Origin of the sequence: Flavisolibacter ginsenosidimutans, from assembly GCF_007970805.1 — a bacterium.
Classification (GTDB): domain Bacteria; phylum Bacteroidota; class Bacteroidia; order Chitinophagales; family Chitinophagaceae; genus Flavisolibacter; species Flavisolibacter ginsenosidimutans.
In genome coordinates, this window is sequence record NZ_CP042433.1 from 4,896,941 (window position 1) to 4,917,242 (window position 20,302).

Here is a 20,302-nt window from a genome sequence, read left to right on the forward strand (position 1 = left end):
ACGATAGGAAAATGGATTCCTAAAAGCTGTACGAAAATAGAAAAACAAATTCTTTGCGTCAAGATGCGCTTAAAAATTATTTAGAGCGCAATTCGTTGCTGACAGGAAGGCAACGTTATGCTGAATAGCGAACAGAATGTACACGAGTGCGACGCAACGAAAGCCCAATAGTAGCACTGTCGCTCAGTACACAATTATCGCCTAACTTAACGCTAAACTCTACAGTATGAAGATTGCTTTTCACGGCGCGGCCCGCACGGTTACCGGCTCAAAACACTTACTAACGTTGAAGAACGGCAAAAAAATTCTGCTTGACTGCGGTATGTTTCAGGGCATGGGCAAGGACACGGATTTGCTCAACCGCGACTTTGGTTTTGAACCGGCTGAAGTGGACGTGATGGTGCTTTCGCACGCACACATTGATCATACGGGCCTCATTCCGCGGTTGGTGAAGCAAGGTTTTACCGGGAAGATATTTTGCACCGATGCGACGAAGGAGTTGTCTGTGCTGTTGTTGCTCGATTCGGCACAAATTCAGGAAAGCGATGCGAAGTATCACAATAAGGGTAGCAAAGCACAAGGCAAGCCGCTGATACAACCTCTATACACCATTGAAGATGCCAAGGCAAGCTTTGGACAATTTGTATCGCAGTTCTACAACCAATGGTTTGCGGTAACCGATGGTGTGGAAGCAATGTTTACCGATGCGGGTCACATCATCGGCAGTGCCTGCGTGCACCTGCGCATCCTTGAAAACGGAACGACCACACACCTTACTTTTAGCGGTGACGTGGGTCGTTATCGCGACGTGATTTTAAAATCGCCGGATGTTTTTCCGCAGGCCGATTACATCATCATGGAATCCACCTACGGCAACAGCTTGCACGAGAACATACAGTCGTCTGTTGACAACATTCTGGGTTGGATAGAAAGCACTTGCGTGCAGAAAAAAGGCAAGTTGATTATGCCGGCTTTCAGTTTGGGAAGAACGCAGGAGATTCTATACGGCTTAAACCAATTGTCGTTGGAAAACCGCTTGCCAAAACTGGACTATTTTCTGGACAGTCCGTTAAGCACTTCCATTACCGAAGTGGTAAAAAAGTACCCGCAATACTTTAACAAGACCATCCAAAAGGTTTTGCAAACCGATGATGATCCCTTTCAATTTGAGGGCTTGCGTTACATTGAAAGCGTAGAAGAATCGAAACTGCTCAACTATCGCAACGAACCCTGCGTGATCATCTCGGCAAGCGGCATGGCCGAAGCAGGCCGAGTGAAACACCACATCAGCAATAACGTTGAGAACAGCCGCAACGCCATTTTGATGACGGGTTACTGCGAACCGGCTTCGCTGGGTGCACGTTTACTTTCTGGTGCAGAAGAGGTGAGCATTTTTGGTGTGCAACACGAAGTGCACGCAGAAATCGGCCAAATAAAAAGCATGAGTGCCCACGGCGATTACGAAGATTTGAGTCAATGGCTAAGTTGCCAGGACAAGCAAAGCATCAAAAGACTTTTTTTGGTGCACGGCGAATACGACGTGCAGCAGGATTTCAAACGCTGGCTTGTAAAACGTGGTTTTGTGGACGTAGAAATTCCCGATCGCCACTTTGAAACCGGTCTTGCCTGAAGGCATCAAAGGCTTTGCTGCGCAAGGTTTTGCATCGCTTAACTTTCACATCTCCTTTGAAATTTCCGCACAGGTTTTGACGTATATAAAGGACAAAAAACAAAAGGAATTTGTACTATGGGAAACATCTTCAAAACCTTTGGTGCTGCCGCTTTTTCAGGCCTGTTGCTGGCCGGTTGCGCAAGCACGGCACACGTGGAAAAAGACAAATCGGTTAACTTAAATAACTACAAAACCTTTGCGTGGGTTGACACGAGGGAGAGCAAGAACGACACAGTAAAAACAAAAGTTTCCGATCTGACCGAGCGAACCATCAGAGACGCTGTAAACGAAGAACTGGAAAAAGTGGGTTGGAAACAATCCAAAAAACCGGATGTTTTGCTAACCTATGATTTGCTGGTTGAAAGGGCCGTGAAAGAAGAAAACAACCCGGTTTATTCGCAACCCCTGACCCGGTATTATTACAACCCGTACAGCCGCCGCTGGATACCGGTTTATTATCCTTCAGAGTTTTTGGGTTATGACAGGGACCGCCGGCCTGTGCGTGAGGGAACAATTACCATTCGTCTCATCGACGCAAAGAACGACAAAACGATCTGGCAGGGATGGACTACCGATGAAGTTGCCAGCCGCAATCTTACTGGCAAAGAAATCCGTAACGGCGTCAAGTCCATCTTCCGCAAGTTTGACGTTGCAAAAAATTAAACCTTTCACAACTTGTTCAGAAGCCTCTTTAAAAAGAGGCTTTTTGTTTTAAAACTTTTGGCGGAAAAGAATGTTCCGCCTATTTTTGCCCTCCCGAAAACGGAAGCCGCGTTCGTCTAAGGGCTAGGACGCCTCCCTTTCACGGAGGTAATACGGGTTCGAATCCCGTACGCGGTACGAAAAGCTCGCCTTTGTGGCGGGCTTTGTTTTTTCTGTCTTACCACTGTCTGCAGAACGAAAGTATTGAATCTAATCTTAGGTCAATCTTCGTGCAATATGGCACGCCAACATTTATCTCTACACTGCCGGTAAAAACGCTTTGCTGAATTACCCGGAAAAAACAAGGAAAACATTTGTTTTGTCACATAGCAGCCTTATTTTGTGCAGGACAGTTCAGGACGAGGAAGAAGGGTGATGCCGATAATTTCAGTCTTGATTTTGTGCTGAAGCTATATGAAATGATTTCCTTTTAGTACCCCTTATAGCCTTGTAACTTCCCTGTGATGAATTTCGGTTGATGTAAAATTTTTCGAAGATCCGTCTTCGTTTACGAAAACAAAGGCTTGCTACTCCTCTTTGTCTGCTTTCGGTAACGGTTGCTGTTCGAAAGGATTTTCAGGCTTGCGAATCTTCCAACATCTCCGGCTGCTTTGTTCTTATTGGGCTACGCCCTGCACGCACTCTTTGTCGTCGAACCGAGCGATTCGTTCTCTAAAAGAGTTCATTACCTCTCATTTATAACAACTGTCAAATGCGAAAAAATCCAACTGCTCTCTTTCGAAGCTTGGGACTGCTAAGCTTCCTCTTGCTCTCCTCTGTGTTTGTGCAGGCGCAGGTTAGCGTGTCGGGCAAAGTCACCGACGAAACCAACAAACCGATCGAAGGCGTTACCGTGCAGGTGAACGGTGCCAAAACCAGTACTTTAACACGTGCCGATGGAAGCTTTCAAATCACCGTACCATCGGGCAATGCCCGCCTTATTTTTTCTTCTGTAGGCTTTGAGAGGCAAGAAGTAGCCGTGAACAATCAAGCCATCATCAACGTCCCGTTACAATCAACAAACAGTGCTTTGCAGGATGTGGTGGTGATTGGTTATGCAACGGTGCGGAAGAAAGACGTAACAGGAGCCGTTTCCGGTTTAAGCCAAAACGAAATTAAGTCACGCCCCGTGCAGGATGCCGTGCAGGCGATGCAGGGGAAAGTTGCCGGTGTAGACATCACTTCTAACGAGCGTCCCGGTTCACTTGGGACAATCAACATCCGGGGTGTTCGCTCTTTGCTGGCATCTAACTCACCGTTGTTTGTCGTTGACGGAATACCGTTAGTATCTGGCGGCATTGATAACTTTAATCCCGCAGATATTGAATCTATCGACATTTTGAAAGATGCATCCGCAACAGCTATTTACGGTAGCCGTGGTGCAAACGGTGTGGTAATTGTTACGACGAAGCAGGGTAAGAACGGCAGGGTAAATTTAAACGTCAACAGTTCACTCCGGTTTGACAACTTAGTGGATAATGAGAAAATGTTCAGCGCTGCTGATTACATCACCTTTCGCAGATGGGCTTACTATTATGCAGGTTTGAACTACGCCACGGGCATCAGTACTAACCCAAGAGGCGACCAGCCAACATTGGCTACCGACAGAACGTTCTTTAATGCTACGGCTGATCCTGCCGCGTGGGCTAACATTGCCAAAGGATGGGCGTCGGGTAAATGGGATGGAAGCGCAGTGACTACCACGGATTGGAGAGGTTTGGTGACGCAGCAATCCGTCACGAGTGACAATTCGATCAGCGTTAGCGGTGGTACCGATAAAATGAGGGCTTATGCTTCTTTTGGCTATTTGAACAATACCGGTACCGTAAAAGGTCAGTCTTATAAACGATATACCACAAACGTCAACATAGAAATTACACCAACAAAATGGTTTACGTTTGGCAGCAACGTAAGCGTTGCTTACAGCGTACAGCAATACGGCCAGTCAACAAGAAACGTTTCAACAATCGGTACTCCGTCGGGCGGTTTATATGAATCTGCAAGGTCTTTGTTTCCCTACGCAGTCCCTTACGATTCTGCCGGTAACAGGGTATTGTTTCCCGGCGGCGATAATTCCTGGAAGAATGTTGTGGACGAGTGGAATTATAATATAGATCAACGAACAACCGTTCGTGCCTTTGGCAGTATCAATGGGCAAGTTGATATCGGTAACATCTTTCGCCCGCTAAAGGGATTAAGATACCGTATGAATTTCGGGCCGGACATTGACCTGTACACCGATGGAGTTTATATTGACGCCAACTCCGTGGCCAATGGCGGTAGCACCAGCTACGCATCGCTCTTAAAAGGCAAAGCATTTTCTTACACCTTAGATAACCTGTTGTATTACGATAAAACAATCGGTGCACACAGCTTCGGTATAACTTTATTAGCCAGTCAAACAGCCTTTAACGCAGACAGCAGTACCATTAACGGTAACGGTATTCCCTTCGCTTCACAAAAGTGGAATGCATTGACCAGCGGTACCGTAACCGGCACATTAAGCACAAGCTCTAACCTGGTTGAGCAACAGTTGTTGTCTTACATGGGCCGGGTGAATTACAGCTTCAAGGATAAATACCTTTTAACGGCTTCAATACGCCGTGACGGATCATCCGTATTTGCAAAAGGCCACCAATACGATAACTTCCCGAGTGCGGCCCTGGCATGGCGCATAAGCCGTGAAGATTTTCTGCAACATTCTACTTGGGTGAATGAATTAAAATTGAGGGCAGGTGTGGGTGTTACCGGTAATTCCGCTGTGGCGCCTTATTCAACACAGGGCGCTATTGTCTCTTTGTTCTATCCATTCTCTTCAACCAATACTCCCGGTGCATATACCAATCCATTATTAGCCAACCAGGATCTTAAATGGGAAAAAACACAGCAAGTTAATGTGGGCTTAGATTTTTCTTTGTTTAACAGAAGGGTTTCCGGCAGTGTGGATGTATACAGTTCAAAGACATCTGACTTGCTGCTCAACAGAAATCTTCCATCGGTAACAGGCTACAACACCACCTATTTCAATATTGGTAAAACGGCTAATAACGGAATTGATATCAGTGTATCAACGGTTAATTACAGAAGCAGAAGTATGTTGTGGACAACCACCGTTAACGCTTCGTGGCAAAAAGATCATATTGTGGCTTTGTCGAACGGTAACCAGGATGACATCACCAACAGTTTATTTATTGGCCAACCTCTTGGAGTGATCTATGGTTACAAAGCCTTAGGCATCTGGCAGCCCGGCGATACCACCGCGATCAAAGCATTTAATGCGAATGGTGGTTCATTCTCTCCTGGATTTACCCGTGTGGCAGACTTGAATGGAGACAATAAAATTGATCCCAACAACGACCGCCAGATCATTGGATGGACAAGACCCCGCTGGGTGGTAGGCATGACCAACACGTTTGTGTATAAAGGAGTTGAACTGTCTGTTTTCATCTACGGCCGTTTGCACTACTGGTACAACACGGGTGGTGAAGGTGAAGCTGCTCGTGGTGTTACAAGGCAGATCAATTACTATACGCCGGATAATACAAATTCAGAATATCAGAAGCCCGTATACAACGCAGGTAATGCATCGCTTGATCCATACTTTGCGGCTTTGGGTTATAAGAAAGCTTCATTTATTAAGGTACGGAACATTTCTTTGGGCTATACGGTAAACAACAAATACCTGGGAAAAGCGGGTGTTTCAAACCTTAAAGCCTATGTACAAGTTGCCAATCCAGGCATGCTGTTCTCTCAAATTAAATACTTAGACATGGATGTCGTTTCGCCTACCTGGAACAGAGGCGTAACCTTTGGAATCAACGCAACATTCTGATACAATAAAAACCGAATTATATGCAGCGATATCATTTATATATAAAATCAGTTCTTCTTGCAGCCTTGGTATCTGCCGCGGGTTGCAAAAAAAGTTTCCTCGATGAAACGCTTACCACGGCAAGGGGTACCAGCTTTTTTACCACTGATGCAGGCATTCAGCAATTGGCCGTAGGTACCTATTACCAGGTTTTTGCGAACCCGTGTAACGGTGAATGGTTTTACGCGGCTACCAATTATGGAACCGATGAATTTCATGTGGGCGGTGACCCTTCCAACGCGCCCTGGAATAATTACGACGCTACGTTTAATTCAGTAAACCAGGGAAGCAATACCAACGTTGCGCTGGCTAACTATCAGTGGGATGCCATTTACATAGGTATTGGTGATGCGAACCTGTTAATTCAAAATTGTATCAGCAGTAGTTCTACCTCTGCCGCTATAAAAAATACGGCATTGGGAGAAGGTTATTTTATGCGTGCATACAGCTATTTACGATTGGTGAGCCAGTATGGTGCAGTGCCGTTGCAGCTTACGCCAATTACGACAGTGCAATTGGAATTTACCAGGGCCTCACCAAAAGAAGTTTATGCACAGATTATTTCTGACTTAACGAAAGCAATGACCTTATTGCCCACTTCCGGCAGCCCATACCGTATTACACAGGATGCTGCCGCACACTTTTTAGCAAAAGCCTACTTGTCAAGAGCAAGCGAGATTAACAGTTCATGGAATTCCGATACCAAAGCTGCCGACCTTGCGGCTATCGTTCCGCTGTGCGATGGAGTGATTGCACGCCATCCTTTGGCCCAAAATTTTGCCAGTGTGTTTAACTTTACCGGCATCAATTCTGCAAACGAAAATTTACCGGAAGTCATTCTCTCGGCCCAGTTCACCAATGATGTAAACACCAACCAGGGAAATGGAAATACGCAGCACTTGTATTTTGTTTCACGATATGACATACAGGATCAAATGGCCCGCGATTTAACGGGCGACAGGCCGTTCAGCCGGTTGGCAACAACGTACTACATGTATCGCGTTTATGATATGGTGAACGATTCAAGGTTTTGGAAATCGTTCCGGACAAAAAGTGCAATTAATGGGGCAACCCCGGTAGCGCCAAATAAACAGGGCGATGTGGGTATTATGTTTGTCATCAACCAACCAGGCGATGCGCGGTATCCTCTGTCAAAAATTTGTAAGACAACATCGGGCACGGCGCTGGTGAATGATGTTAACGGCACCGGACGACCTATCCCGACAACCTATGTAGCTTATCCGGCCGGCCGCACAACAGACGGGGCACTGAACACCGATTTAACAACGGCCGGCCAAAGTTTTCCATCATGCAGTAAACACATGGACGGTTCGAGAAACGCATTGAATGATGTTGTTGGACACCGGGATTTTATTTTAGCACGTTCGGCTGAAACCTATCTAATCGCTGCGGAAGCAAAGATTCGATTGGCACAAGCCGGAACGGGCAGTTATACGGATGCCTTGCCTTACATTAATGCGGTAAGAACCCGGGCGCAATATGCCGGCGGAGAAAGCCGCTCGGCGTATAACGACGGAGGCAACACGCTGCAGTCTGTTTCCTTGCAAACACCGGGTGTAGGCCCTTCATTTTATCCCGGAAACTCATATTATGAATCAAACAACATTCCTGTAACTACAGCCGCTTCTTCAAGCCTCGCTATTGGAAGTATTGCTCCGTTGCCTGCGCAGGATGAATACATCATTAATGCCCTGGGTTTATCCAATACGTACGACAGAATGTTGTGCCTGGTACTGAATGAACGTTCACGTGAATTAGTGGGTGAGTATAAACGCTGGGAAGATTTATCAAGAACGCAAACCTTGGTAAAAAGGGTTCAGGTATTTAACCCTGAAGGATCGCCGAATATTAAAGCTTTCCACTCGTTGCGCCCTATACCACAAACGTTCCTTGACGGCATCCAGGCCGGCGGGGTAAACTTAACGGCTGGCCAAAAGCAGGCTATGCAAAACCCTGGCTACTGATTTTAATGATTGTGACCTTAGTGAAAGTAGAAAGTGGCGATTATACCACGGCCGCCACTTTCATTTCTTTTTCGGATGAAGTTTTTCAGGATAGCACAGGACAATGGTTTTGAAATCAAAAAATAATTTAGGCGAACAAAGCATTGCTGTTATATGATCCCTGATTCCTTCTCTTTTTTCAGAAGCAAACTTCGCATCATTTACAGCGGTTAGTTTTTTAAAGACAACGTTTCCGGATAACCGGCCACATATTTTTCTCATGTACAAGCAGCAATCGTTAGAACAAAGGCAGGGAATAAAGTACCTGTCTTTTTCTTTTTAACGGCGTCGGTGAAACGAAACTTTGACTCTAATTTTCGTCCGCTAAACGAACCAATACATGAAACAAACGCAACGCCTTTTCTCCCTTTTTCTTTTTCTCTCTTCCTCCTTTTGTCTCTTGGCACAAAAGGCCAACGACGTTACCGCGCCGCTGCACGCCATGCAACCCGATTACGTTGTGCCTTATGGCGTGCCGGCAACCGAAAAAGTTAAGGCAACACTTGATCGTGTGCTGAATTATTTAGACGCAACTACGCCGGTGGGCTTCACCAACCGCAAAACGGGTACAACGTTCGCATCGGTCAGCAATCCCGATACCAACGTTGTTTTTAAGCAAGGCGATTTTCGGTTAACGAGTTACGAATGGGGCGTTACCTATGCGGGCATGACGAGAGTAGGCGAAGTAACCGGCGATGACCGCTACTTCAATTACACAAAAGAACGAATGAATTTTTTGGCGACTGCTTACCCCTCCTTTAAAAAATTATACGAGCAATATCCGAAGCCTGCAAACCCTTTGCGGCAGCCTGTTGCCCCTCATGCGCTTGATGACGTTGGCGCCATGTGTGCGGCCATGATTAGAGAATACCGCCGCGGCAACGAGCAAAGCCTGCGGCCAATGATTGATGATTACATCAAGTACGTTTCAACAAAAGAATACCGCTTGAGCGATGGCACGCTGGCAAGAAACCGACCGCAAAAAAATACGCTATGGTTAGACGATTTGTTCATGAGTGTTCCGGCTTTGGCGCAAATGGGAAAACTTACCGGCGATGCAAAATATTACAACGACGCAGTGAAGCAAGTGCTGCAATTTTCGAAGCGCATGTTCAACAAAGAGCTGGGCATTTACATGCACGGCTGGGTGGAAGAAATGCCGGTGCATCCCGAGTTTCATTGGGCACGTGCCAACGGTTGGGCGCTGATGGCGATGACTGAATTGCTGGACGTACTGCCTGAAAATTTTGGCGGTCGCACCGAAGTGTTAACGCAACTAAAAGCTCACGCCAGCGGTCTTGCAAAGTATCAATCAGGCCAGGGGTTCTGGCATCAATTGCTTGATAAGAACGATTCATATCTTGAAACATCGGCGACAGCAATTTATACGTACTGCATAGCAAAAGCGGTGAACAAAGGCTGGCTTGATGCAAAAGCGTTTGCGCCAATGTGTTTATTGGCGTGGAATGCGGTATCTACGAAAGTAAACGACAAAGGGCAGGTAGAAGGAACCTGCGTTGGTACCGGCATGGCCTTCGATCCGGCGTTTTATTATTACCGCCCGGTAAACGTTTACGCGGCGCACGGTTACGGCCCGGTGTTGTTAGCCGGCGCAGAAGTCATCAACCTGCTCAAGACGCATACCTTTGAAATGAACGACAGTTCCGTACAAGTCAAATAATCTGCACATGAAGAAAACCTTTCTCTTTCTTTCTCTCTTTTTCAGTCTTTCTCTTTTCGCCCAAAAAAAGTTCACCGTTGACGCAAGCAAAATTGTGGCGCCAGTTTCTCCCACCATGTGGGGCATTTTTTTCGAAGACATCAACTTTGCTGCCGACGGCGGATTGTATGCGGAAATGATAAAGAATCGTTCGTTTGAATTTCCGATGCCGATGATGGGCTGGAGAGAAATAAAGAACGGCGGTAACGGTAAAATCTTAATCGAAAATACCGGCAATCCAACGTCTGCAAACACACGGTTTGCGCACATCACTGTCAATGCTGCAAACGGAACCTACGGCTTGTCTAATGAAGGTTTCAGGGGAATGGGATTTAAAAAAGGAGAAGTCTATAATTTTTCAATCGCGGCCAAAAAAATAAGTGGCGATGTAAAGCTTCGCATCGAAGCCGTAAATTTTTTGGGACAGAAAATCGGCGAAGCCACCATCGCAAATTTTGCCGGTGATTGGAAACCCTACGCCGCTTCTTTCACTACAACTGACACGGCATTTAAAGGAAGAGTAAACCTTTGGTTTGAAGGTAATGGCGTTGTTGAAGTTGACAGGCTTTCTTTGTTTCCCAAGAACACCTGGAGGAATCGTCCCAACGGGATGCGCAGCGACCTTGTGCAATTGTTATACGACATGAAACCCGGTTTCATTCGCTTTCCCGGCGGCTGCATTGTTGAAGGCCGCGACCTTACGAACCGTTATCAATGGAAAGCAACCGTTGGTCCTGTTGATGCAAGAAAAACATTGATGAACCGATGGAACGTTGAATTCAAAAACAAACTCACGCCGGATTATTACCAAAGCTTCGGCCTTGGCTTCTTCGAGTACTTTCAACTTGCTGAAGACGTGGGCGCAGAGCCTTTGCCCATCCTCAATTGCGGCATGGCTTGTCAATATAACAGCGGCGAAGTGGTGGCCATGAACGAACTCGATCCTTACATTCAGGACGCATTGGATTTGATTGAATTTGCCAACGGCGCAACGACAACGAAATGGGGAAAGCTTCGTGCTGATATGGGCCATCCCGCGCCGTTCAATTTAAAATACATGGGCATCGGCAACGAGCAGTGGGACGAGCAATACATTGAACGTTACAAACAGTTTCACGCCGTGCTGAAACAAAAGCATCCCGAAATTAAATTGGTTTCTGCCGCAGGTCCTTCGCCCGACGGAAAACTCTTTGATTATGCCTGGACCGAATTGCGAAAACTCAACGCCGATTTAATTGACGAACACTATTACGCCAACCCGGATTGGTTCTACCAACACGCAAGCCGCTACGACAACTATGACCGCAAAGGCCCCAAAGTTTTTGCCGGCGAATACGCGGCGCAAAGCAAAGGCATTGCACGAACGGAGAACCAAAATACCTGGCAATGTGCCTTGGCAGAAGCGGCGTTCATGACGGGTTTGGAGCGCAACGCTGATGTGGTAAAAATGGCGTCATACGCACCGTTGTTTGCACACGTGGATGCGTGGCAGTGGTCGCCGGATTTGATTTGGTTTAACAACCTTCAATCTTACGGTACGCCTAATTATTACGTGCAAAAACTCTTCTCTACAAACAAAGGAACAGACTTGCTTTCCGTTTTAGAGGTTAACGAAACCGTGAAAGGCAAGGACAGCGTTTATGCAAGCGCCGTGTTTGATAAAAAGAGCGGCGACGTGATTGTAAAATTCGTGAACGCTTCTTCCAACGCGGTTGCAATCGAAACAACGATCCGCGGCGCAAAACCTTCCAAAAAAGAAGCCGCCGTGCAAGTACTTTCGTCAACGGATAAATACACCGTAAACAGTTTCGAAGCACCACAAGCTATCGCACCGTCAACTGAAATGGCCGCGATAAAAGACGGCGCTGTATCGCTTTCCTTAAAGCCTTCTTCGTTAACCGTTGTCCGCATCCAGTGTAAATAAATATTTTCATTTATGTCCTTAACTGCATTGCTACTATTGAGCTTTTCTTGCGTCGCACTCTTGTACGCTTTGTTCACTGTGCGGCGATCTGCCCTTTCTTTTATCGCCGTTATTCTTTGTCACACTTATACAAACGCACAATCCTACAAATTCGACTTCGGCCTTGGCAAAATTGAAAAAGGATACACGCAGGTTTTGCCCGAAACCAAATACAATCCCCAAACGGGTTACGGCTTTGAGTTTTCATCCAACCTTGTTTCAAATACATATGCCGGAACCGACGCCTTGCGCGACGATTACATCACCAGCAACAAGCCCTTTTATTTTTCCGTAAAGCTTCCCGAAGGCAATTACAACGTGAAAGTAATTCTTGGCGATAAGGAAGGAACATCTGCAACCACCATCAAAGCCGAATGCAGAAGACTGATGGTGGAAAAAGTAGAAACGGCCAAAGGCAGGTTTACTACTGCTGAATTTACCGTACACGTGAAGGACAGTATCATTCGTTCATCGAATAGTGAAAGCAAAGTGCGGTTGAAGGCGCGGGAATATGCCTACCTGCATTGGGACGATAAACTCACGTTGGAATTCAACAACGCCGCACCCAAAGTTTGCGCCGTTGAAATCACAAAGGTCAGCAACATTCCAACCATGTTTCTCGCCGGCAATTCAACCGTTGTTGACCAGGCTGAAGAACCCTGGGCCGCATGGGGGCAAATGATTCCGGCTTTCTTTCAGCCGAATAAAATTGTCGTTGCCAATTACGCTGAATCGGGTGAAACATTAAAAGCATTTAAAGGTGCAAGGCGGCTGGAAAAAATCTGGAGCATGGCAAAGCCCGGCGACTATCTTTTTATTGAATTTGCGCACAACGATCAAAAGCCAGGTGGCAATCATCTTGATCCTTTCACTACGTATAAACAAACGGTGAAGGAATGGATTGCCGAAGCCCGCAAGCGAGGCGTGACGCCGGTTTTGGTAACATCCATGAACCGCAGAACTTTTGATTCATCGGGCCACATCACAAACTCTCTTGGTGATTATCCCGAAGCCATGCGCCAAACCGGAAAGGAAGAAAACGTAGCGGTGATTGATTTGAACGCAATGAGCAAAATCTTGTACGAAGCCTGGGGACCTGTTACATCGCTGAAAGCATTCGTGCATTTTCCGGCCAATACGTTTCCAAATCAAAAAGAAGAACTAAAGGACAACACGCATTTTACAGCGTACGGTGCTTACGAATTGGCAAAGTGTATCGTCAACGGCATAAAGCAAAACGTTCCAACGCTTGCAGCTTATCTGAAAAAAGATTTGCCTTCGTTCAATCCTTTACATCCTGATGATGCAATGACGTGGCATTTGCCCGCAAGTGCTTTCATTGGTTCGGTAAAACCCGATGGCAATTAAAAAACAACTTTCTGTGTCATTGTGGTTCAAAAACTTCAACACACAACGTAGTCATATGAAATCAAGATTGCTCATTGCCCTTTTGTTTCTTTCAACTCTCTGCTTTGCACAAATCGGCAAACGTTTTCCGTCGGAAAGGAAAGTGGTAAAAGATCCCGTAACCGGCACAATGCTAACGTTTCTCACCAGCACACCTGCGGGTGATTCAAAAATTTATCAAACGCATACGCAATGGACGGCCGGTGGCGAATGGCTCATCTTTCGCAGCGGACGTGCACGCAACGAAGCCTTGGCAGTAAACGAAAAAACCGGCGACATTGTGCAGGTAACCGAAGGCGGTTACACCGGCATGTTGTGCGTGGCCCGCAAAAGCATGAAGCTTTATTTCATGCAAAGCGCATCAACCGATTCAGCGCAACGGCGGCGAGGCGGCGGTGCGCTTCGCATCATTGAAACAGACTTGCAAAAAGTTTTCGACGACAGCAAGAAAGGCGCAATGAAAACAGCGTCGGCCTATCAACGTGTTTGCGGAACAATTCCGGCAACCATTGATGCCGGTGGTGACATGGCGCTGGATGCCGACGAAGGCTTTGTTTATTTTCGCGTGGGCAAAATTGAAGCGGCAAAGCATTTACAACCGGGAACAAAAATCGAAAGCAATTTCGGTCCGCGCAACATGGGCGCTGGTCCTGCAGGCTTAATGAGCATGAACATTAAAACCGGTGAGATCAAATACATTGTTTCGGTACCGTTTCAAATTGGGCATGTGCAAACCAATCCTTTTGTTTCCGGTGAAATAATTTTTTGTTGGGAAACGGGCGGCAAATCGCCGCAGCGCACCTGGTACGTAAAAGCCGATGGGTCAGGCCTTCGTCCCTTGTATCCTGAAGCACCCTACGAATGGGTAACACACGAAGCCGTGATTACAAAAGATGAAGTTGCGATTGCCATCATGGGACACAGGAAAGTGCAGGGCGTTGATTCAACCGGCACCGATGTTGGCGGCGCCAATCCCGGTCAAGATGCAGCTTGGGGCCCATCGGGCACAAGAGAAAAACCTACCGGGCTTGGCATTGTGAATTTGCGCACACGCGAAATGGTGATTGCGGGCCAAACACCCAGCGGCAGCGGCCTTTGGCACGTGAACGGTTCGGCTGACGGACGCTGGGCGGTGGGCGATGATTTTTCGCGAAGCATTTATTTAATTGACCGCCATACACACGAAATGATCATGCTTTCCACCGGGCACAAAGCAACAGCAACGGATCATCCGCATCCAACTTTCAATGCCGACGGCACGAAGATCGAAATACAATCGGCCATGCTTTCGGCAGATGGCCGTTCGATGAACATCTGCATCATTCCCGTGCCGGATGAATGGTTGAAACGTACCTACAAATAATTTCTTTTCAATCAGCGATGCAATGAAGAAAACGGTTTTGTTCTTTCTCCTTTGTGCGTTCAACCTTGCTCGTGCGCAAGACACGATCAATCCTTTAAAGGGAGACATTCGCGTGCACGACCCGGTGATGATAAAGGAAGGAAAGACCTATTATGTTTTTCACACCGGCAGAGGCATTTCTATCAAAACATCAAACGATAAAATAACCTGGCGAAATGCAGGGAGAGTTTTTGAAAATAACATACTTCCGGCCTGGCACAAAAAAGACATCCCCGCGCAAGACGGCAGCCTGTGGGCGCCGGACATTCATTATGCCAACGGCAAGTATTATCTCTATTATTCGGTTTCGGCCTGGATGAATTTTAATTCAAGCATCGGTCTTGCCACCAACACCACGCTTGATTCAACCTCGCCGGCTTATCATTGGAAAGACGAAGGCAAAGTGATTGATTTTCGAAACGGTGGCGAAGGTGTGAACACAATTGACCCGAATGCTTTTCGTGACAAAGACAGGCTTTGGTTGTTTTACGGTTCGTACAAAGCCGGTTTGCGCCTGGTAGAATTGAATCCTGTAACCGGTAAATTGCTTAACGAACAGGCCCCGCAACCCACTGTCATTACAACTTCATTAGGAGAAGGTGTGTTCGTCATAAAAGGCGGTGGCTACTATCACATTTTTGCTTCACGCGGACGTTGTTGTGCGGGCATGAACAGCACTTACCAAATTGTGATGGGCCGTTCAAAAAACATCAAAGGTCCTTATCTGAACAAAGAAGGCAAGAGTTGGGCGGACAACAATTATTCGCTTTTTCTTGCCGGCGATACAACCGAACCGGGACGAGGCCACAACGGTTTCTTTACCGAAGGCGATACGACCTTTGTTGTTTATCATGCGTACACACGTTCGGCGGCCGGTGCTTCACTGCTAAACATTAAACCGCTTTACGTGGACGAAAACGGATGGCCCACACTTGACCGATCAAAAAAATTATTCAAAAGAGAAGAATAAATTAAACAATGAAACTGCTCTCATTCACGGCCTTGTTGGTTATGGCAAACAACGTTGTTCTTGCGCAACCAACAAACGCAAACAATGGCTTGTCAAACAAAAAGGACACAAGCTTTACCGCACAAGGCAATCCAATCATTCGCTACAAGTTTACCGCCGATCCTGCGGCAATGGTTTACAAAGGCAAAGTCTATTTATATACCGGTCACGACGTAGCGCCGGAAAAACGGGCCGGTTACGAAATGCACGAATGGCTTTGCTTTTCATCGCCCGATATGAAAACATGGACGGAGCACCCATCGCCATTAAATGTAAAAGCATTTGCCTGGGCCAAAGACGATGCCTGGGCTTCGCAGGTAATAGAAAGAGCCGGAAAATTTTATTGGTACGTCGCCATCACACACGGAACGATCCACGGAAAAGCCATTGGTGTAGCCGTTGCCGATAATCCTTTAGGGCCTTTTAAAGATGCCCGTGGCTCAGCACTTGTTACAAACGACATGACGACGGAAACAAAAATCAGTTGGGATGATATTGACCCAACGGTAATCGTTGACAAAGGCCAGGCTTATTTGTTTTGGGGCAACACAAAATGTTATTGGGCAAAGCTGAAAGAAAACATGATTGAGCTGGACGGACCCATTCACACCGTTGAGTTGCCGCATTACACCGAAGCGCCGTGGGTTCACAAGCGCGGCGATTGGTATTACTTATCCTATGCTTACGAATTCCCGGAGAAAACGGCTTACGCCATGAGCCGCAGCGTTGAAGGGCCGTGGGAATACAAAGGATTGCTTGGCGAGATTCCGGGTAACAGCAACACAGCGCATCAGGCCATCATTGACTTTAAAAGCAAAACTTATTTTATTTATCACAACGGCGCCCTGGTGCCCGATGCGGGAAGCTTTCACCGCTCGGTGTGCATTGACTATTTGTATTACAACAAAGACGGAACAATGAAGCGTGTGGTGATGACGAGCGAAGGCGTACAATAAGCGTTAAAGCTGAGACGAGATAATCTTAACCAAATGTTTTAATTCTTTGTCGGTGATGTTTTCCTTATCCGACTTATCATAGATAGAAGAGAGAAACAATTTTTTCTGAACAACAAGAACAAACGTTATCACTCTTGCACCGCCTGATTTTCCTTTGCCTTTGCTCTTAATTGCCAGTCGAATTTTATAGAAGTTTTCACCGAGCGGAGTGCCTTGTTTGGGATTGCTCTCTAAACTCTCTACAAGTTGCGCCAAATCGTTTTTCAATGATGGATATTTTCGGGCAAGCTTTTCTGCCTCTCGTTCGAACGGCTGAATCGTTCGAACTTCATAACTCATTCAAAAAAGCTTTTGCCGGTCTTGAAGAAGTTTTGCCTTTGCTTGCCAGAATGGCCTCCTGCATTCCTTCGGCAATTGTTGTTAAGGTCTGTGTTTTTGTCCGGTCTTCTTTCTGGATGCTTACAAAATCAAAATTCTTTAGAAGCTCCATAAGGAATTTATATTTTTTTTCATCCACGTGAAGAATAACCTGTTTCATCGAAAAAGTTTTTGAAATGAACGCTCGTTCAAATTTACAGCACGACGCTGCGTAAAAAGCATTTTATAAAGTTTGTTTGAATTACTGGGTGTGATTAATCTTCCGCAGCAAACGACCGACAATAATTCTTTCTTTGCCGTCTTCAAAAACAACAAGCATCGAACCGTTCTTGCCACGAATGCATTTACCGGCTCTTCGGACAGCAGAACAAGCTTGCTTTCGTAAAGTTTGATCGGTGTTTTTATCGCCCAGGTAAATGTATTCCATCAATTGCTGTACGTATAAACGTATTCCACTTTTCCCGTTTGTTCTTTTTGCTTGTTAAAGATGACTTCTTTTGTTTTTAATCCTTTGGTATCATAAGCATACCGCCAAATGAGGTAGTCATCGCTGTTTTGCGGCACGGTAATACGTTGCGTAACCTGCGCTTTGTCTGAATATTCAAACATGCTTTCGGGCAAAAGCTTTCGGGCTTTTTTATTGTAGCGAACAATGTCAGTTAAACGGCCTGCTTTATCGTAATAGTAGTAATAGGGCTCTTCGGTCAGCACGCCGCGCTTTTCCTGTTCTTCAATTACGTTGCCTGCATCGTCAAGCTTAAAGCTTACAACGGCCGTGTCTTTTTTGTTTTTGATACGCAACATTTTTGTAATACGCCCCTGTGCGTCGTATTGCCAAAGGTGGTCATCGGTTTGCGTAGCTGTAAGACTGTCGCCGGCCCCAAACAATACCGCGTTTAACGTTCCCGCATTGTTGTATGTGTAAAGGGTTGTGTTCACAAGGCCGTTTGTTGAATCAGTTGTTTTAGTGATTCTCCCGTTTGCATCCACATAGGTCGTCAGGTAAGAAGGGCTGGTGTATTCTGATTTGGTGACGGTTTGCAAAGCTTTTTGCGCTAATAAAAATTCCTGTTGAACGTTAAAGTCCGCAAGCGGTGTGTTATTTATCGTATAGCTTTTTAGCGTTACGGTTTTCACCTTGTTGTTGCTGTACGACCGAATCAACTCGGTGCTTTCTTTTGTGCCAACGATGTCTTTGTAATAGTACTGTGCAGAAGCGGCAAAGGACAAAAACAGCAGCGCAAGACCGGAAACTTTTTTCATTCAGATATTGTTTGCTCAAAAATAAACACACTGCTGCAAGCCTGCTTGCCGCATTCGGTGAAGTGCGATATTTGTCGCTACTTTTAAGAAAATTTTACGTGAGCCACCAGCCCGAACGAAAAGAAAAGAATTGCCTTAACTGCGGAACAGAAGTACACGGACGTTTTTGCCACCTATGCGGACAAGAAAATGTTCTTACCCACCAAGGCTTTTTGCCATTGGCAAAGCATTTTATTTATGACGTGCTTCATTTTGACGGTAAGTTCTTTCACACCCTGCTTTACATTTTTACCAGGCCTGGCTTTGTTGCTAAACAGTATGTGCAGGGTAAGCGAATGAGCTACCTCGACCCGATTCGCATGTATCTCTTCACGTCTGCGGTCTTTTTTCTCGTGTTTTTTTCGGTGAAAACATTTAACGTAGGCGAAAAAAACCACCGCGAAAAACCTGGTGTTGACAAACGCAAAGAATTAATTGAGAGTTATAAAAAACACCTGGAGAAGAACCCCGCCGATTCGGAGTACGCAAGGCGAATTGCCTATCTGCGTGACACGCTCAATCCCGTAAATCCAGACTCCCTGGGTTGGCATAAATCCATTGGTTTCGGCAACCGAAGCTATACGTCGCTGGAAAATTATGATTCGGTTCAGGCATCGTTGCCAACAGCCGAGCGGGATGGATGGTTTCCCAGGCGCATCATTCATCAATTTTTTACCTCCAAAGAAAAATACGGAGAGAGCGACGAAGTCCTGAAGGTTTTTCTCGAAACCTTTTTACACAAACTGCCGTACCTGCTCTTTGTTTCACTGCCTTTTTTTGCCGGTATTTTAAAACTCTTATACATCCGGCGCAAGACTTTTTTTTACAGCGATCATGCCGTTTTTACGCTGTACCATTACATTTTCAGTTTTATCCTGATGCTGGTGGGTTTTGCTTTTTCCGGTTTGCAAGATGCAACGGGCTGGAGTGTTTTTGGTTTTCTCACCGGCTTGCTTTTTTTGGTATGGCCAGTTTACCTGTTCATTGAAATGCGGCGGTTTTACGAGCAAGGTTTTAAAAAAACCTTCGTCAAATTCATAATCCTGAACTGCCTTGGTTTTGTCCTCATTATGCTTTTGTTTTTAATCTTTGCCCTCTTTTCATTTTTTCAATCATAAGTTATGCAAGCAACCGGAAAGGCTTTTGAACGGCTCGTGAACATCATGAACGACCTGCGCGAAAAATGCCCGTGGGATAAAAAGCAAACCATTCAAAGCCTGCGGCAAATGACGCTGGAAGAAACCTATGAATTGACCGATGCTATCACCGACGAAAACTGGAAAGGCATCAAAGAAGAATTGGGCGACCTCTTGCTGCACATTGTCTTTTATTCAAAGATTGGAACCGAGCAGTCGCAGTTCACCATTGAAGAAGTGATCAACGGCATTTGTGAAAAGCTCATTGCAAGACACCCGCACATTTACGGCGACGTAAAAGTTTCAACCGACGAAGACGTAAAACGCAACTGGGAAAAACTGAAGATGAAAGAAGGCAAAACATCGGTGCTTTCGGGAGTGCCCAAAACCTTGCCGGCATTGATTAAAGCCATGCGTTTGCAAGAGAAAGCAAAACAAGTAGGCTTTGAATGGGAGAACAAAAATCAAGTATGGGAAAAGGTAAAAGAAGAAGAAGTCGAGTTGCAGGAAGCTATTGTATCCGGCGAACAAGAAAAGATAGAAGAGGAGTTTGGGGACCTGCTTTTTTCGCTGGTGAACTTTGCACGGTTTTTGAACCTTGACGCCGAAAATGCGTTGGAGCTCACCAACAAAAAATTCACCAAACGGTTTACACAGATGGAAGAAAAAGCGCTAAGCGGAGGCAAGCCACTGGCGCAAATGAGCCTCGAAGAAATGGACGCTATCTGGAATCAAATCAAACGACAGAACGATTGAAGCT

General features: G+C 46.0%; 16 protein-coding genes and 1 tRNA gene. 13 read left to right on the forward strand and 4 right to left on the reverse strand.

The genetic code is table 11. The annotated features are described in order from the left end of the window. The first annotated feature begins 226 nt into the window (after nt 1–226). The 11 genes from FSB75_RS20900 to FSB75_RS20950 all read left to right on the forward strand — a co-directional run bounded on the left by FSB75_RS20900 (nt 227) and on the right by FSB75_RS20950 (nt 16,726). Nucleotides 227–1,630: an MBL fold metallo-hydrolase RNA specificity domain-containing protein gene (locus FSB75_RS20900; RefSeq protein WP_146791429.1), complete on the forward strand. Its 1,404-nt coding sequence runs from the start codon at nt 227–229 to the stop codon at nt 1,628–1,630. 117 nt (nt 1,631–1,747) lie between these two features. Beyond that, nucleotides 1,748–2,335, forward strand: coding sequence for a DUF4136 domain-containing protein (locus tag FSB75_RS20905; protein ID WP_146791431.1), 588 nt, complete (start codon nt 1,748–1,750; stop codon nt 2,333–2,335). 105 nt (nt 2,336–2,440) lie between these two features. Beyond that, nucleotides 2,441–2,512 (forward strand) — tRNA-Glu (locus FSB75_RS20910). A gap of 574 nt (nt 2,513–3,086) precedes the next feature. Then, on the forward strand, nt 3,087–6,206 hold the full coding sequence (locus tag FSB75_RS20915) for a SusC/RagA family TonB-linked outer membrane protein (RefSeq protein WP_146791433.1): 3,120 nt from the start codon (nt 3,087–3,089) through the stop codon (nt 6,204–6,206). A gap of 20 nt (nt 6,207–6,226) precedes the next feature. Continuing rightward, nucleotides 6,227–8,230 (forward strand): RagB/SusD family nutrient uptake outer membrane protein, encoded by a 2,004-nt coding sequence (locus FSB75_RS20920; RefSeq protein WP_146791435.1) that lies wholly within the window; start codon nt 6,227–6,229, stop codon nt 8,228–8,230. Between the two features lie 379 nt (nt 8,231–8,609). Continuing rightward, a complete protein-coding gene (locus FSB75_RS20925) occupies nt 8,610–9,950 on the forward strand; it encodes a glycoside hydrolase family 88/105 protein (protein ID WP_146791437.1) in 1,341 nt (446 codons plus the stop codon). A 7-nt stretch (nt 9,951–9,957) separates the two neighbouring features. Further along, entirely contained in the window at nt 9,958–11,913 is a 1,956-nt protein-coding gene (locus FSB75_RS20930; RefSeq protein WP_146791439.1) for an alpha-L-arabinofuranosidase C-terminal domain-containing protein, read from the forward strand. 12 nt (nt 11,914–11,925) lie between these two features. Next, nucleotides 11,926–13,320 carry a rhamnogalacturonan acetylesterase gene (locus FSB75_RS20935; protein ID WP_146791441.1) on the forward strand — a complete coding sequence of 465 codons (1,395 nt, stop codon included), beginning with the start codon at nt 11,926–11,928 and terminating at the stop codon, nt 13,318–13,320. Nucleotides 13,321–13,375: 55 nt separating this feature from the next. After that, entirely contained in the window at nt 13,376–14,722 is a 1,347-nt protein-coding gene (locus FSB75_RS20940) for a hypothetical protein (RefSeq protein WP_146791443.1), read from the forward strand. A 22-nt stretch (nt 14,723–14,744) separates the two neighbouring features. Further along, a complete protein-coding gene (locus FSB75_RS20945) occupies nt 14,745–15,731 on the forward strand; it encodes an arabinan endo-1,5-alpha-L-arabinosidase (protein ID WP_146791445.1) in 987 nt (328 codons plus the stop codon). An 8-nt stretch (nt 15,732–15,739) separates the two neighbouring features. After that, the gene (locus tag FSB75_RS20950) at nt 15,740–16,726 is read left to right on the forward strand and encodes a glycoside hydrolase family 43 protein (RefSeq protein WP_146791447.1); all 987 of its coding nucleotides are present in this window, start codon (nt 15,740–15,742) and stop codon (nt 16,724–16,726) included. Between the two features lie 3 nt (nt 16,727–16,729). Here the strand turns inward: FSB75_RS20950 and FSB75_RS20955 are convergent, their stop codons facing one another. From FSB75_RS20955 to FSB75_RS20970, 4 genes are all read right to left on the reverse strand, one after another. After that, nucleotides 16,730–17,065: a type II toxin-antitoxin system RelE/ParE family toxin gene (locus FSB75_RS20955; protein WP_146791450.1), complete on the reverse strand. Its 336-nt coding sequence runs from the start codon at nt 17,063–17,065 to the stop codon at nt 16,730–16,732. After that, on the reverse strand, nt 17,055–17,264 hold the full coding sequence (locus FSB75_RS20960; RefSeq protein ID WP_146791452.1) for a hypothetical protein: 210 nt from the start codon (nt 17,262–17,264) through the stop codon (nt 17,055–17,057). The genes FSB75_RS20955 and FSB75_RS20960 overlap by 11 nt, the downstream gene beginning before the upstream one ends. Nucleotides 17,265–17,345: 81 nt before the next feature. Then, the gene (locus FSB75_RS20965) at nt 17,346–17,531 is read right to left on the reverse strand and encodes a hypothetical protein (protein WP_146791454.1); all 186 of its coding nucleotides are present in this window, start codon (nt 17,529–17,531) and stop codon (nt 17,346–17,348) included. Then, a complete protein-coding gene (locus tag FSB75_RS20970; RefSeq protein ID WP_172623247.1) occupies nt 17,531–18,367 on the reverse strand; it encodes a hypothetical protein in 837 nt (278 codons plus the stop codon). The genes FSB75_RS20965 and FSB75_RS20970 overlap by 1 nt, the downstream gene beginning before the upstream one ends. 218 nt (nt 18,368–18,585) lie before the next feature. Here FSB75_RS20970 and FSB75_RS20975 point away from each other — a divergent pair, with 218 nt between their 5' ends. Together FSB75_RS20975 and mazG are read left to right on the forward strand one after the other, a co-directional pair. Then, nucleotides 18,586–19,524: a DUF3667 domain-containing protein gene (locus tag FSB75_RS20975; protein WP_172623248.1), complete on the forward strand. Its 939-nt coding sequence runs from the start codon at nt 18,586–18,588 to the stop codon at nt 19,522–19,524. Nucleotides 19,525–19,527: 3 nt separating this feature from the next. Further along, nucleotides 19,528–20,298, forward strand: a complete 771-nt coding sequence (mazG, locus tag FSB75_RS20980) for a nucleoside triphosphate pyrophosphohydrolase (protein WP_146791460.1) — start codon at nt 19,528–19,530, stop codon at nt 20,296–20,298. Nucleotides 20,299–20,302 lie beyond the last annotated feature (4 nt).